The organism is Zunongwangia profunda SM-A87 (assembly GCF_000023465.1).
Taxonomy (GTDB): domain Bacteria; phylum Bacteroidota; class Bacteroidia; order Flavobacteriales; family Flavobacteriaceae; genus Zunongwangia; species Zunongwangia profunda.
The window spans coordinates 2,302,455-2,317,641 of sequence record NC_014041.1; the positions used below are offsets into that span (position 1 = coordinate 2,302,455).

At 35.8% G+C, this 15,187-nt stretch carries 9 protein-coding genes; all 9 read left to right on the forward strand.

Features of this window, described 5'->3' with window-relative positions; genetic code table 11:
• Nucleotides 1-4: 4 nt before the first annotated feature.
• Nucleotides 5-1,513, forward strand: a complete 1,509-nt coding sequence (gene araA / locus ZPR_RS10205) for an L-arabinose isomerase (protein ID WP_013071576.1) — start codon at nucleotides 5-7, stop codon at nucleotides 1,511-1,513.
• A 13-nt stretch (nucleotides 1,514-1,526) separates the two neighbouring features.
• Nucleotides 1,527-2,711, forward strand: coding sequence for an aldose epimerase family protein (locus tag ZPR_RS10210; RefSeq protein WP_013071577.1), 1,185 nt, complete (start codon nucleotides 1,527-1,529; stop codon nucleotides 2,709-2,711).
• A gap of 4 nt (nucleotides 2,712-2,715) precedes the next feature.
• Entirely contained in the window at nucleotides 2,716-4,419 is a 1,704-nt protein-coding gene (locus tag ZPR_RS10215; RefSeq protein WP_013071578.1) for a sodium:solute symporter, read from the forward strand.
• Between the two features lie 484 nt (nucleotides 4,420-4,903).
• Nucleotides 4,904-5,920, forward strand: coding sequence for a LacI family DNA-binding transcriptional regulator (locus ZPR_RS10220; protein ID WP_013071579.1), 1,017 nt, complete (start codon nucleotides 4,904-4,906; stop codon nucleotides 5,918-5,920).
• Between the two features lie 36 nt (nucleotides 5,921-5,956).
• Nucleotides 5,957-6,988 carry a LacI family DNA-binding transcriptional regulator gene (locus tag ZPR_RS10225; protein WP_013071580.1) on the forward strand — a complete coding sequence of 344 codons (1,032 nt, stop codon included), beginning with the start codon at nucleotides 5,957-5,959 and terminating at the stop codon, nucleotides 6,986-6,988.
• Between the two features lie 148 nt (nucleotides 6,989-7,136).
• Nucleotides 7,137-10,217: a SusC/RagA family TonB-linked outer membrane protein gene (locus ZPR_RS10230; protein WP_013071581.1), complete on the forward strand. Its 3,081-nt coding sequence runs from the start codon at nucleotides 7,137-7,139 to the stop codon at nucleotides 10,215-10,217.
• Nucleotides 10,218-10,224: 7 nt separating this feature from the next.
• The gene (locus tag ZPR_RS10235) at nucleotides 10,225-11,856 is read left to right on the forward strand and encodes a RagB/SusD family nutrient uptake outer membrane protein (RefSeq protein ID WP_233421390.1); all 1,632 of its coding nucleotides are present in this window, start codon (nucleotides 10,225-10,227) and stop codon (nucleotides 11,854-11,856) included.
• Nucleotides 11,857-11,866: 10 nt separating this feature from the next.
• Nucleotides 11,867-12,673 carry a discoidin domain-containing protein gene (locus ZPR_RS10240; protein ID WP_148211705.1) on the forward strand — a complete coding sequence of 269 codons (807 nt, stop codon included), beginning with the start codon at nucleotides 11,867-11,869 and terminating at the stop codon, nucleotides 12,671-12,673.
• Between the two features lie 209 nt (nucleotides 12,674-12,882).
• Entirely contained in the window at nucleotides 12,883-15,168 is a 2,286-nt protein-coding gene (locus ZPR_RS10245; protein WP_013071584.1) for a GH92 family glycosyl hydrolase, read from the forward strand.
• The last annotated feature ends 19 nt before the right edge of the window (nucleotides 15,169-15,187 follow it).

Below are 15,187 nucleotides of genomic sequence, written 5' to 3' on the forward strand. Positions count from 1 at the left end.
TTCAATGATTGCCATAGAGAGTAAAGAAATTTGGTTTATAACAGGAAGCCAGCATCTATACGGACCTGAAACTTTAGAACAGGTTGCTAAAAATTCAAAAGAAATTGTAGAAGGATTAGATGCTTCTACAGAAATTCCGGTTAAAGTTGTTTATAAAGACACCGTAAAAACTGAAGATGAAATCGTTGCTGTAATGCGCGACGCCAACAATTCAGAAAAGTGTATTGGTTTAGTGGCCTGGATGCATACCTTTTCACCGGCGAAAATGTGGATTAAAGGTTTAACACTTTTAAGTAAACCTCTTTGTCATTTACACACACAGTTTAATGCTGAGGTGCCATGGAGCGATATCGATATGGATTTTATGAATCTAAATCAATCGGCTCACGGAGATCGTGAATTTGGTTTCATAATGTCCAGAATGCGTAAAAAACGTAAGGTCATCGTAGGCCACTGGAAAACGGAGCGCGTTCAGAAAAAACTTGGTATCTGGTCTCGCGTAGCTTTAGGCTGGAACGAAATGCAAAACCTTAAAGTTGCTCGTATTGGTGACAATATGCGTAATGTGGCCGTAACCGAAGGTGATAAAGTAGAAGCTCAAATGAAATTTGGAGTAGCAGTAAATGCTTTTGATTCTTCAGATATCGTGACGAAGATTAATGAGGTTACTGACGATGAGCTAAACAAATTACTGGATACTTACGCGACGGATTATAATCTAACCGATAGTTTAAAAGAAGGTGGAGAAAAAAGGCAATCTTTAATTGATGCTGCTAAAATTGAATTAGGCCTGCGTAAATTCTTAGAAGAAGGCGGGTTTAAAGCTTTTACAGATACCTTCGAAAATCTGGGAGAATTAAAGCAATTACCAGGTCTTGCCGTACAGCGATTAATGGCCGATGGTTATGGCTTTGGAGGTGAAGGTGACTGGAAAACGGCAGCTTTAACCAGAGTAATGAAGGTAATGGCATATGGATTGGAAGGGGGAACCTCTTTTATGGAAGATTATACGTATCACTTTACACCAGAGAAATCGTTGGTAATGGGATCACATATGCTAGAAATATGTCCAAGTATAGCTGATGCTAAACCGTCTTGTGAAGTTCATCCATTAGGTATAGGAGGAAAGGAAGATCCTGTACGATTAGTGTTTAATTCCCCTGCCGGAGCAGCAATTAATGCTACCTGGGTTGATATGGGTAACCGATTTAGACTTATCGTAAATGAGGTAGAAGCTGTTGCACCAGAGCAGGAGTTGCCTAAATTACCGGTGGCAAGAGTGCTTTGGGATTGTAAACCAGATCTTGAAGTTGCTGCTACCGCTTGGATTTTAGCAGGCGGAGCGCATCATACTGTTTATACGCAAGCGTTAACCACAGAATATATGGAAGATTTTGCCGATATTGCAGGGGTAGAGCTTTTAGTTATCGATGAAGATACCAAATTAAGGGACTTTAAAGATACCATTAATGCCAACGAAGCTTACTATCATCTCTTTCAACATAAAATGTAATAGTATTTAAATTATGAAAAAAATAAAGCATACAGTTTATTTTTTATGTCTTTTCAGTTTTCTGTTTTCCCTTACTAATTGTAAGGGAGACGGAAAGTCTGAAAAAACTAAAGAAAATGTAACTACAAGGGAATCCGAAATCGATTTCTTGACTAAAGAAGATTACGGAACGACTCCTGAAGGTGAAAAGGTAGAACAGTATACCTTAACTAACAAAGCAGGAATGGAAGTAAAAATTATCACCTACGGTGGTCGTATTACTTCACTTAAAGTTCCCGATAAAAATGGCGAATTTGAAAATGTCATTTTAGGTTTCGACTCCATAAGTCAGTACACTTCAGATAATCCTTATTTTGGAGCTCTAATAGGTCGGTACGGAAATAGGATCGCCGGCGGTAAATTCAGTTTGGATGGGGAAGAATATCAACTTCCGCAAAACGATGGTCAAAATTCTTTACATGGTGGTGATAAAGGTTTTGATAAAGTGGTTTGGACTGCTGAAGTGCCTGCTGATAGTACTTCTTTGGTTTTAACTTATAAGAGTAAAGATGGAGAAATGGGATACCCTGGAAATCTTGATGTACAAGTAACCTATACTTTAAATGAAGATAATTCTCTGGACGTTGATTACGAGGCTGAAACAGATAAAAAGACAGTCGTTAACCTTACACAGCATTCCTATTTTAATTTAACCGGAGATTTTGATAATACCATTTTAGATCATGAAGTGGTTATTAATGCCGATCGGTTTTTACCGGTAGATGAAACTTTAATTCCTACGGGGGAAATAAGAGACGTTGAAGGAACTCCTTTTGATTTTACTGAAGCTAAAATAGTAGGTAAAGAAATTGAAGCTGAAAATGAGCAATTAAAGCTTGGATTAGGTTATGATCATTGTTGGGTGCTAGATGATCAATCCGAAGATATGCATTTTGCAGCTTCGGCTTATGATCCTGAAAGTGGCCGATTTATGGAAGTTTCAACTACAGAACCCGGGATTCAATTTTATACAGGAAACTTTCTAGATGGTACTTTACCACAGCAAGGTGGGGATGGAACCTATGCTAAAAGATCTGGTTTCTGTTTAGAAACACAACACTATCCGGATTCTCCTAATCAGGAAAAATTTCCAGCGGTGGTTTTAAACCCGGGAGAGCAATACAGCTCCAAAACAACCTTTAAATTCTCTGTAAAATAATACTATGCAAACATTCGACATTTTAGACTGGATTGTTATAGGGGTATTTTGTCTTTTGCTTATTGGAGTCATTCTTTATGTAGTAAGACAAAAGTCTAACGATTCGGCAGATTATTTTTTAGGAGGTAAAGATGCAGGTTGGATTGCCATTGGAACATCTATATTTGCTTCAAACATTGGGTCTGAACATTTAATAGGTCTTGCTGGTGCCGGTGCTTCTAGCGGTATGGCCATGGCGCACTGGGAAATTCAAGGCTGGATGATCTTAATTTTGGGTTGGGTTTTTGTTCCTTTTTATAGCAGAAGTATGGTATATACCATGCCGGAATTTTTGGAAAGAAGATATAATAAAGAGTCCCGGACAATACTTTCTGTAATTTCCTTAATTAGTTATGTTCTTACCAAGGTAGCTGTTACGGTATATGCCGGTGGACTCGTTTTTCAGGAAGTATTTGGAATCGAGAAACTATGGGGAATTGATTTCTTTTGGATTGCTGCAATAGGATTGGTTTTAATTACGGCCTTATATACCATTTTTGGTGGTATGAAATCAGTTTTATATACCTCTATTTTACAAACGCCAATATTACTTTTAGGTTCGGCTATCATTGTGGTTTTGGGGCTTAAAGAAGTAGGGGGATGGGATCAAATGATGGCCATCACCAGCTCTATAGAAGTGAATGATTATGGGGATTCTATGGCGAATCTTATAAGAAGTAATAAAGATCCAGATTTTCCATGGTTAGGTGCTTTAATTGGATCTTCAATCATTGGTTTTTGGTATTGGTGTACAGATCAATACATCGTTCAGCGTGTCCTTTCTGGGAAGAATTTAAAAGAATCTCGTCGTGGAACTATTTTTGGTGCTTACTTAAAGTTGTTGCCGGTATTTTTATTCTTAATTCCCGGAATGATCGCTTTTTCAATTCATTATCAGAGCATACAATCTGGAGGAGAAGGATTCTTACCATTTTTGGATAATGGTGTAGCCAATGCCGATGCTGCATTTCCTACTTTGGTAGCTAAGCTGTTACCAGCAGGAGTAAAAGGTTTAGTAGTTTGTGGTATTTTAGCAGCATTGATGAGTTCTTTAGCTTCTTTATTTAACTCGTCTGCGATGCTATTTACTATCGATTTTTATAAACGTTTAAAACCAGAGACACCAGAAAAGAAATTGGTGAAAATCGGTCAGTTTGCAACCCTTGTAATTGTGGTATTAGGAATATTATGGATTCCAATTATGAGAAGTGTGGGCGACGTATTATATACCTATCTGCAAGATGTACAGTCCGTATTAGCACCAGGAATTGCTTCGGCCTTTTTATTAGGAATTACCTGGAAGCGAACCAGTGCCAAAGGCGGTATGTGGGGATTAATTTCTGGATTGGTGATAGGTTTAACACGTTTAGGAGCTAAAGTATATTACAGTAATTTGACTGATGCACCAGATTCGCTATTTAAATATCTATTTTATGATCTTAACTGGTTATATTTCTGTGGTTGGATGTTCTTATTCTGTATTCTGGTAGTCATCGGTGTAAGTTTAGCTACAAAAGCACCGGAACCACAGAAAATTAAAGGTTTGGTTTTTGGAACTACCACTAAAGAAGATAATGAAGAGGATCGTAAAAGCTGGAATAAATGGGATGTTGTACATTCAGCTGTTATTTTAGCTTTAACAGGTGCTTTTTACTGGTATTTTTGGTAATATAACATCAGTATAGTATTTAAACTAAAGCCGATAACTTCGTTTTGTCGGCTTTTTTATTTCAATTGTAAGAATGATAAAAGTCTTCATTATATTATGCCACTTTGCATTTGCGATAAACCAATAATGAGCATACTAAAAATAGATCTTATCTAAGATTGCCTTTATCAATTTTAGAGACTCAATTGATAAAATCAAGTGAATTAAAAATGACTATATTGCAGCACGTCTGCAACGAGGTATAAAACAGGGGTTGATATCTTTAAATTAATCTGCTAGCTGTTTTATGTTTTAAACGGACTAAATTTTAGATCTATAATCATATAGCAGTTATATAGTGTATATTTTCAATAAAGGATAGAATGTTTATGGGCTATCTGGTCTAAAGTAGAATTTTGTGTAATGGCTTAAGAATATGTATTTTTAAATGATATGCAGGTATTCTTAAGATCACTGGCGGGGTGAATAATATTTAAAGTATTAAATGAAAAAAAAGCGTTATTCTTTAAAAGATATAGCCAAAGAATTTGGTGTTTCTTCAACAACTATTTCCTTCATCTTAAATGGAAAAGCAAAAGAGAAAAGAATCTCAGAAGAATTAACTAACAAGGTTTTAGCCTTTACCACTAAAATAAATTATCGTCCAAATCAATTAGCGCAAAGCTTAAGAACGGGGAGAAGTAAGATCTTAGTCGTAATGGTTGAAGATATTTATTCCCGGGTAGCCAGGGTTATTGAAGATATAGCCTATAAAAAAGGATATAGGGTATTATTTTGTAGTAATGATAATGAGGATAAGAAATCCAGGGAATTGATTAATCTTTTTAGGAACAGGCAGGTAGATGGCTATATTATAGTGCCCTCTCCCGGTATAGAAAATGATGTAAGAGTGCTGATTAACGATGGAATCCCCGTGGTTTTATTCGACCGTTATTTTCCGGGACTAAACGCAAGTCACGTAGTGGCGGCCAACAAACAGGCAACGTATACGGCTGTAAATAATTTAATCCAGAATGGATTTAAAAAAATTCTATTTGTAACCACAGATATGAAGCAAACCCAGATGCTGGATAGGCGTTTAGGTTATACCAACGCTGTTGAAGAATACGGTTTAACGCCAAATATTCTTGAAATTTCCTTTGCACAGAAAGATCTGGAAAAACGTAAAGGCTTGTTTCGGGAGAAAATAAAAAATACAGATGATTTTGATGCCATATTCTTTGCTACAAATTATCTCGCGGTTAATGCTTTAGAATTCTTACAGGAGGAGTATCCGGATTATCTGCAAACCAAAGGTTTTTTCTCTTTTGATGATGTTATTTTATTCAAACTTTTTAATCCTTCCATTTCTGCAATTTCGCAACCATTACAAAAGATAGGGGAACAACTAATGGAATTGATGTTAAATAAGTTGAAGAAAAAGGATGATGAAGATATCATTAAGAAGATCGAGTTAGACTGTGATATCCAATACAGAAACAGTTCTTTGCCAAGAACCTAAATCATCCTGCTACACTAACTAAATAACCAAATTAACATGAAAAACAAAAGACATTCTATAAAGGACATTGCGGCAGCCCTAAATGTCTCGGTAACTACGGTATCCTTCGTATTAAATGGAAAAGCGAAGGAAAAAAGAATTTCCGAAGAAGTAACAAAGAAAGTTTTGGAATATGCTAAATCCATTAATTATAAACCTAATCAACTTGCCCAGAGTCTCAGAACGGGAAGAAGTAAGATTATCGTGGTAATGGTAGAGGATATTTCCAATTATTTTTTTTCTAAGCTGGCAAGAATAATAGAAGATATTGCTTATGATAAAGGCTATAAAGTATTGTTTTGTAGCAACGAAAATAAAGACGATCGTTCCAGAGAGTTGATTAATCTGTTTAGGGAACGACAGGTAGACGGTTATATTATAGTGCCTTCTCCAGGTATTCAGGAAGATATATCTGATTTAGTTTTAGATGATATCCCTGTAGTATTATTTGACCGATATTTTCCTGAAATCGACACGAACTACGTGATCATAGATAATTCGGAAGCTGTGCATGATGCTAGTCAGCATCTTATTGATAATTCTTATAAAAGAATTGGTTTTATTACTATTGCTTCAAATCAAACCCAGATGGAAGCAAGACAGCGAGGTTATCGCGATGCAATGAAAGAAAATGATTTGGATGAATTTGTTTTGGAAGTTCCTTTTTACGAAAAGAAAACAGGCAGAGTAAAAGAGCTTATAGCAGATTATTTAGCAAATAATGATCTGGATGCAATTTTCTTTGCTACCAACTATCTCACTCAGATGGGTTTAGAAGTAATAAGAGAATCCTTTCCAGAAAAGATTAATGAACTGGGTATTATCACCTTTGATGATAACGATCTTTTCAAAATTTATTTTCCACCAATTACTGCTGTTTCACAGCCTCTGGAAGAAATAGGAAAAGAATTGATGAATACTATACTTAAAATGTTAAAAAGCACTCCGGAAAAACCTTATAGAAATCAAAAAATACTTCCTGCCTCATTAATTAAAAGGAATTCATCTTTTCCAAATAAAAAGTTGTAAGACCATGTAAATCCTGAGTTTTCATTCTGAAATAATGTCTATTTAATAATTATTTCAGAATAAAATAATATTTTTATTTTTTAGCTAAATCGTTTTATTTATATTCGCCTTATAATAAAGTGTGAATTCTAACTAAAAATTAGCATTAATGAAAAAACAAAAACTACATTGTGCTAAATCGATTAACTACAATCGATTTGGTAAATTATCCTTTGTTTTCCAATCTTTACAATTGCTTCTTTTCGTTGTTCTTTTTTCAGCTTTTAGTACAAAAGCTGTGGCTCAGACAACGGTAGAAGGAAATGTAAAGGACAGCGAGGGACTGCCTTTGCCCGGAGTGACCGTGAGGGTTGAAGGTACCGGTATTGGTACACAAACAGATTTCGATGGAAATTACGCCATTGATGTACCTGGAGATGACTCCGTTTTAGTGTTCTCCTTTGTGGGAATGACAACGGTTAAAAAAAACATTAATGGTAATGCAACCATTAATGTAATATTAGAAAACGACCAACAGGCCTTAGATGAAGTTGTGGTAGTTGGATATGGTACACAATCCAGAAAATCGGTTACTACGGCTGTGACGAAAGTATCGGAAGAAGATTTTAATCAGGGAGTAGTGACTTCTCCTTTAGATCTTGTTCAAGGTAAAATTGCCGGGCTTTCTATTACCAGGGTAGGTGGTAATGATCCCAATAGAAGTGCTTCAATCCAACTACGAGGGGTTACTTCTATTACCGGTAATAGAGAACCACTGATTGTGATTGATGGAATACCCGGCGGTAATCTCGATTTAATCCAACAAAATGATATTGAATCTTTCGATGTTTTAAAAGATGGAGCTGCATCTGCAATTTACGGAACTCGTGGTAATAATGGTGTTATTTTGATTACTACCAAGAAAGGTAAAAAAGGGGCGTCCCAGTTTGAATATTCTTCTTATGTTTCTAGAGATTATGTTCGAAATAAGCCTGATTTTCTATCTGCGGCCCAATATAGAGATATTATAGGTCAGGGCATCATTGGGGAAGTCAATGACTATGGATTTACTACGGATATCTACGATGAATTAGTGGATAAAGAAAATTTAAGTCAATATCATAATTTTGTAGCTTCTGGTGGTGGTGAAAGTAGTAATTATCGAGCTTCCTTATATTATCAGAAATTGGATGGTATCGCTTTGGAAAATGAAAGAGAAGAGTATGGTTTTAGAATTAATTTTAATCAATCTGCATTCCAAGATAAATTTAATTTTCAATCGAGTGTTGCGACTAATTTTAATAATGCTAATTTATTGGGAAGTCGTTTAGATAGTAATGGTAATCCGGTTAATCAATTTGGAATAGTTGCCGATTGGAACCCAACGACTCCAATTTATGCCCCACCGGGAGGGGATTTAAACAACCCGGGTGAATATGGTTATTACCAGCCCTCTAATTTATATAATCCGTTTTCTCAATATGCAAATAGATTTGATCTAAGGAAGCAATATACGTTTTCTGGGGATGCCAAAGCTACCTTTGAAATTATTGAAGGGTTAAAGATTGCTGCCTTTGGGTCGTATCAAAGAAATGTATGGAATGACCGATATTTTGAATCCATAAAAGATTGGTCGAATATAAATGGAGATTATAGAGGAACTGGTTATGCTCGTAAAGGCAATCATGTAGATTATACTAAAACTTTTGAACCAACCATTACATTTGAACGTGACTTAGGCGATCATACCTTTGATTTATTAGGAGGTTATAGTTATCAGTATACTACAAAAGAGGAGTATTCGATGAGTAACAGTGGTTTTAATACGGATGCTTTTTTAGACTGGAATATGGGATGGGGTAATGCAATTATAGATACCGATCTTCCAAGACCGGGATTAAGTAGTTTTAAAGAAGATAATACGTTAATCGCATTTTTCTCTAGAATTAACTACTCTTATTTAGATCGCTATTTCCTAACAGCTTCCATAAGACATGAAGGTAGTTCTAAGTTTGGAGCTAATCATAAGTGGGGAGATTTTCCAGCTATATCTGGTGCGTGGGTAATTTCGGACGAAGCATTTATGGATAAGCAAAATGTATTCTCTAATTTGAAATTAAGGGTGGGTTATGGTATAACCGGTAACCAAGGAATACCAAATTACCAATCTTTAGTGACTTTAAGTACGGGTGGAAAATATCCAATTTTTCTGGATGGCGCGACTGATCCAACTTATTACCAAACCTTAGGACCTGCTAAGAACCCAAATGCCGATTTAAGATGGGAGCGTAAAAAGGAATTAAACTTTGGTTTAGATTTTGGTTTCTTATCTAATAGAATAACAGGGAGTATAGATGTTTACGATCGTACTACAGAAGATTTATTATACAACTATGCCGTTCCACAACCACCTTATGTTCGTAGTAATATTTATACTAATGTTGGTACAATAAAAAATAGTGGGGTAGAACTCGCATTAAGTGCTAGTGTTGTTAATACAGGGGATTTTAAATGGAATATAGACCTAACAGGGAATTATCAAAAAAACACTTTAGAAAAACTTTCAAATGATCAATTTATTGTTGCACAAATTGATGGAGGAAATATAGGGAACCCTGGTAATTTAGGCAATGCCATTAGAAATACTGAAGGTGGTCCAATTGGTAATTTTTATGGGAAAAGATTTGCTGGATTTACTCGTGATGGAAAATGGTTATTCTATAAAGCGGATGGATCTATCGGTAATTCTGATGAAATGACTGATGGAGATAAAGCGATAATAGGTAATGGTATGCCAAAATATTATGCATCTTTTACCAATACCTTTAAATATAAAAACTTTGATTTAACCGTGTTCTTTAGAGGAAAGTTTGATTATGATATATTGAATACTGTAGATATGTTTTATGGAACTCAAAATTTATTGCCTGCCAATGTTTTAACATCCGCATTTGGTCAATATAGCCATATAAATGATGCTGCTCAGTATTCAGATTATTACTTAGAGAGTGGAGATTTTATTAAGCTTGATAACCTAACATTAGGGTATAATTTTGAACTTCCCAAAGAGGGGAACTTTAAGCGATTGAGGTTATATGCAAGTGCCAGAAATTTAGCGACCATTACCGGTTATAATGATGGAAACAGGGATCCCGAAGTGCAGGATACGGGATTAAATCCTGGTATAGACGACAGGAATTTTTATCCTAGAACGACCACTGTCTCCTTAGGTTTAAATGTAAACTTTTAAAAAAAATATGATGAAAAGATTAAAATATAATAAATTCTTTTTTTGTCTTTTATGCTTTTTCGGTATAGTTGGTTGTACTGATTTAGATGAAAGTCTATATTCAGAAGTTTCTAAATCAAATTTTTACAATAGTAAATTAGAGATTATCCAAGCAACATTACGTCCCTTTACCCATATGCAGGCGTGGTTGGCTTTTACAGGACAAAATGGTTATTATTATCACAATGAGCTTTCTGCAGATCAGGTTGCATGGCCACAGAAAGGTCGTCATGCCTACGATAATGGAGATCATATAAGGCAACATTATCATACATGGACTACAGAGGAAAGCCGTTTGCTTGAAGCCTGGTCCTTGATGTGGACGGGTTTAGGTTATGTAAATGCAGCGATAGAGGATATTGAACAGGTCGATCCAGAAGCAGCAAATATTACCCAGGAAGAATTGGAGTCATTCATTGCAGAATCTAAAGTACTTAGAGCATATCATTATATGAAAATTATGGATATGTGGGGCAATGTTCCTATCGTTACCGAAATTGCTAAACCAGGTTCCGATCTTAATCCTGCAACTCAAAGTAGAGAAGAGGTTTTTGCTTTTATAGAGCAAGAATTGCTAGATAATGTTGAAAAGCTTCAGCCTTTATCGCCACAATTATTGGGACGTGTTTCAAAAGCGGTTGGCTATGCAATGTTATCTGAATTCTATTTAAATGCTGAAGTGTGGTCCGGAGAAGCCAGATGGGCAGATTGTATTAAATATTCAGATAAAGTAATTAATGGAGAAGGAGGTTCTTTAACTGGTACGATGATGCTAGACCAGGATCCTCTTGGACCATATAATAATACCAATGAAGATTCTCCGGAAAATATTTTTCAATTTCCATTTAGCAGACAAAATGATTTTGGATATAATTGGACGGCTTTTTATGCAGGGTTTGATAATATGAAGGATGCTTTAGATGTGACATATGCTGGATGGAATGCTTTTGTAGTAATACCTAGTGCATTTGATGCTTATAAGGAGAATGATATCCGTAAACAAGAATGGTTCTTATTTGGACCTCAATATGAATATGGAACGACAGAACCAATTCTTGGAACTGAAGAATATAGAAATCAACCATTGATATATGTAAATAATATCCGAAGAAATACAGAGGGTCAAACTGGTCAAGGAAGTATGACTGATGGGGAAGAAAACAGTGGTGCTCGTTTCCATAAATACCGTTCAGGTGTTCAGAAAGATGAAAATTATCTTGAAAATGACTTCGTGATCTATCGTTTAACTGAAATGTACTTTAACAAAGCAGAAGCTTTAATGAGACAAAATGGAGGCGGAGCAACTTCTGAAGCTGTATCACTTATTAACGAAAGTAAAAGCAGGTATTTTACTAAAGAAGATTGGCCAAATGAAATGTATACCACTGCTAATTTTACGTTGAATGAATTATTAGTTGAAAGAGGCCGTGAATTTATTTTTGAAGGAAAACGTAGAACAGATTTGATAAGGTTTGATAGGTTTACAACTGGTTCCTGGTGGGATAAAACCCCGGATGGGGACGATCATACTGAACTTTATCCTATCCCCTACAGGCAGGTACAAACCAATCCTAACATAGAACAAAATCCTGGATATTAATATGAATATTATGGAAATTAGAAAATTTTTAAATATAAAAGCGTTGGTACTGGCCGTAGTGATCATTTCACTAGTGGCTTGTGAGGGGCGTAGAGATTTCGCACCACTTACTGAAAGTGGAGTAGCTATAGATAATGATGTTATACTATTAGTTTCAGGAGAAACCATAGAGGTATCAGCCAGGTTCATTCCAAATATTTATCCAGTGCGGGATTATCTTTGGGAAGTAGAAGATCCAAGTGTTGCAGATTTACAAATGAATGACGATAAATCTGTATCGGTAACAGCAACAGGATCGGGAGAGACTGTTTTAAAAATCACTTCACAGGACTCTGATGAAATTACTGCACAATCAAGATTGAAAGTAATATCTGCGGCGCCTATTGATATAACTAGTCAAGCGGCTATCGCGGTCAACAGAGAGAATAGTAATGGACGAGAGGGGGCAGAAGGATCTCCTAAGCTTATAGACGGAGATTTGAGTACCAAATATTTATCACCTTATCTCCAGCCGTTTTATGTGACATTACAATTCAATGAAGCTAAAATAATCAACATATATCAATTTACTTCGGGGAATGATGCACCTGGTAGAGATCCTTTAAATTGGCAAATTTTAGGATCTAATGATGGAGAAAACTGGGATGTGCTCGACGAGAGATCTGGAGAAACTTTTAGTTCCAGAGGACAAACAAGAGAATTTTATTTTGATAATGATGCTTCTTATACTTATTATAGATTAGACGTTATCAATAATAATGGTGATGGTTTATTTCAAATGAGTGAATGGAGCGTGTATACATTCCCTGAAGATTAGTATATATTTAAAATCTGATCCTAACTAAACCTGTAGTTACAGGTAATTTCTAAAAGGCCCATTTTCCGAAAAAATGGGCCTTTTTTAAAATTAATTTGCTAAAACGATTTAACTTTATTATTTTCATTGAAATTATAACAATTTTAACAAATTGGCAGTCTTAGGCTATTTAAAGCGATAACGATTGCATTTTATTCTTATCCGAAAATATGAATATTAAAAAATTAAGTCTAATCGTTTTATTTTTTACAGGAGTATTAAATGCCACCACAGATCCTGTAAAAGATCTTGTAGAATATGTAAATACTTTACAGGGAACAAATTCGAAATTCGAATTAACCAGAGGGAACACCTATCCTACAATAGCATTACCTTTTGGAATGAACACCTGGTCTCCACAAACCGCCAGAAATGGCGATGGCTGGAAATACCAATATTTTAAAGATACCATAAGGGGTTTTCAGCAGGCGCATCAATGCAGCTCCTGGACCAATGATTACGCGGTATTCTCACTAATGCCAGTTAGCGGACAGTTGAAACTCTCGGATTTAGAACGCGGAGCGAAGTTTAATCACGATAATGAAATAGCTAAACCACATTATTATAAAGTGGATTTTGATAATGGAATCACTACAGAGGTTTCTCCTAGCCTAAGAGGCTCCCATATGCGCTTTAGCTTTCCTAAGAATGAAAAAGCATATATCGTTATTGATGGATATACCGGTGCAAGCGGAATAAAAATTGATAGAAAGAACCGTCAGATTACTGGTTTTGTAAGAAATGGTAGAGGGATGGATCGCGTAAAAGGTTTTAAAAACTATTTTGTGATTCAGTTTGATAAATCTTTTCAGGAGGCTGGAATATGGGAAAATAGAAATGGAAAAACCTGGGAGAACCAGACCTCAAAAGAAGGTGAAGGCATCGGTGCTTATATTCAATTTAAGGATGGCCAAAAAGTTCAGGCAAAAATCGCATCATCATACGTAAGTTTAGACCAGGCTCAACTTAATTTAAAGCGAGAACTGGGAAAAGATCGCAATTTGGAGCAAACAAAGGCCAATGCAAAAGCGGTCTGGAATAAACAACTGAGTAAAATTTTGGTTGAAGGCGGAACTGAAGCGCAAATGAAGACTTTTTATTCCTGTTTTTTTAGAGCTAGTCTTTTTTCGAGAAAGTTCTATGAAATTAACGAAAATGGAGATCCGTTTTATTACAGTCCGTATGATGGAAAAGTTCATAATGGCTATATGTACACCGATACCGGTTTCTGGGATACCTTTAGAGGACAGTTTCCTTTAAATGCAATTTTATATCCAGAGATGCATGGCAATTATGTGTCTGCTTTGGTAGATGCTTATCATCAAAGAGGTTGGTTACCTTCATGGTCTTTCCCTAGTGAATCTGGCGGAATGATTGGTAATCATGCCATATCACTGTTGGCAGACGCCTATGTAAAAGGTTTAAAAACTTTTAATCCCGAAGAAGCATTAGAGGCTTATTACCATGAAGCTACTAACGAAAGTCCAATAGGACCTTCCAGCGGAAGACAAGGCTGGAAAGAATATTTTACTTTAGGATACATAGCTTACCCCGAAGTGCGTGAGGCTACTGCAAAAACTTTAGAATACGCCTATGATGATTTTTGTGGTTATCAGTTAGCCAAAGCATCAGGAAACAAATACTATGAAGAAATTTTTGGTCGCCAGATTTACAATTATAAAAATGTATATGACCCGGAAGTAGGCTTTATGCGTGGCCGAAAGAAAAACGGCGAATGGGTAGAAAACTTTGATCCGTTCGAGTGGGGCGGTCCTTTTACAGAAGGCAATGCATGGCATTATCTATGGTCTGTATTTCAGGATCCTCAAGGCTTAATTAATTTAATAGGAGGTAATGATAATTTTATTTCAAAATTAGATGAAGTTTTTACTTCGCCAAATACCGTGCATGTTGGAACTTATGGCGGTAAAATACATGAAATGACAGAGATGCAAATGGCAAATATGGGACAATATGCCCATGGTAATCAGCCAATCCAACATATGATTTATCTTTATAATTATGCAAAACAACCCTGGAAAGCCCAATATCACGCCAGAAACGTAATGGATAAATTATATGATTATACCGAAAACGGATATCCCGGAGATGAAGATCAGGGACAAACCTCCTCCTGGTATGTTTTAAGCGCGCTAGGATTTTATAGTGTATGCCCGGGAACAGATCAATATGTTTTAGGAAGTCCAGTTTTTAAGAAAACAACCATAACGCTGGAAAACGGAAACAAATTTGTGATTAACGCCCCAAAGAATGATAAGGATCATGTATATATCGAAGCAGCAAGCTTAAATGGACAAAATTATACCAAAAATTTTATCACTTATGATGATATACTAACCGGAGGAACATTTGATTTAAAGATGAGTACCTCTCCTAATAAAGAAAGAGGAACTGGTGAAAGAGATAAACCTTTTTCTCTTTCAGCAAAAAAATAATCTAAACCCCAATAATTAA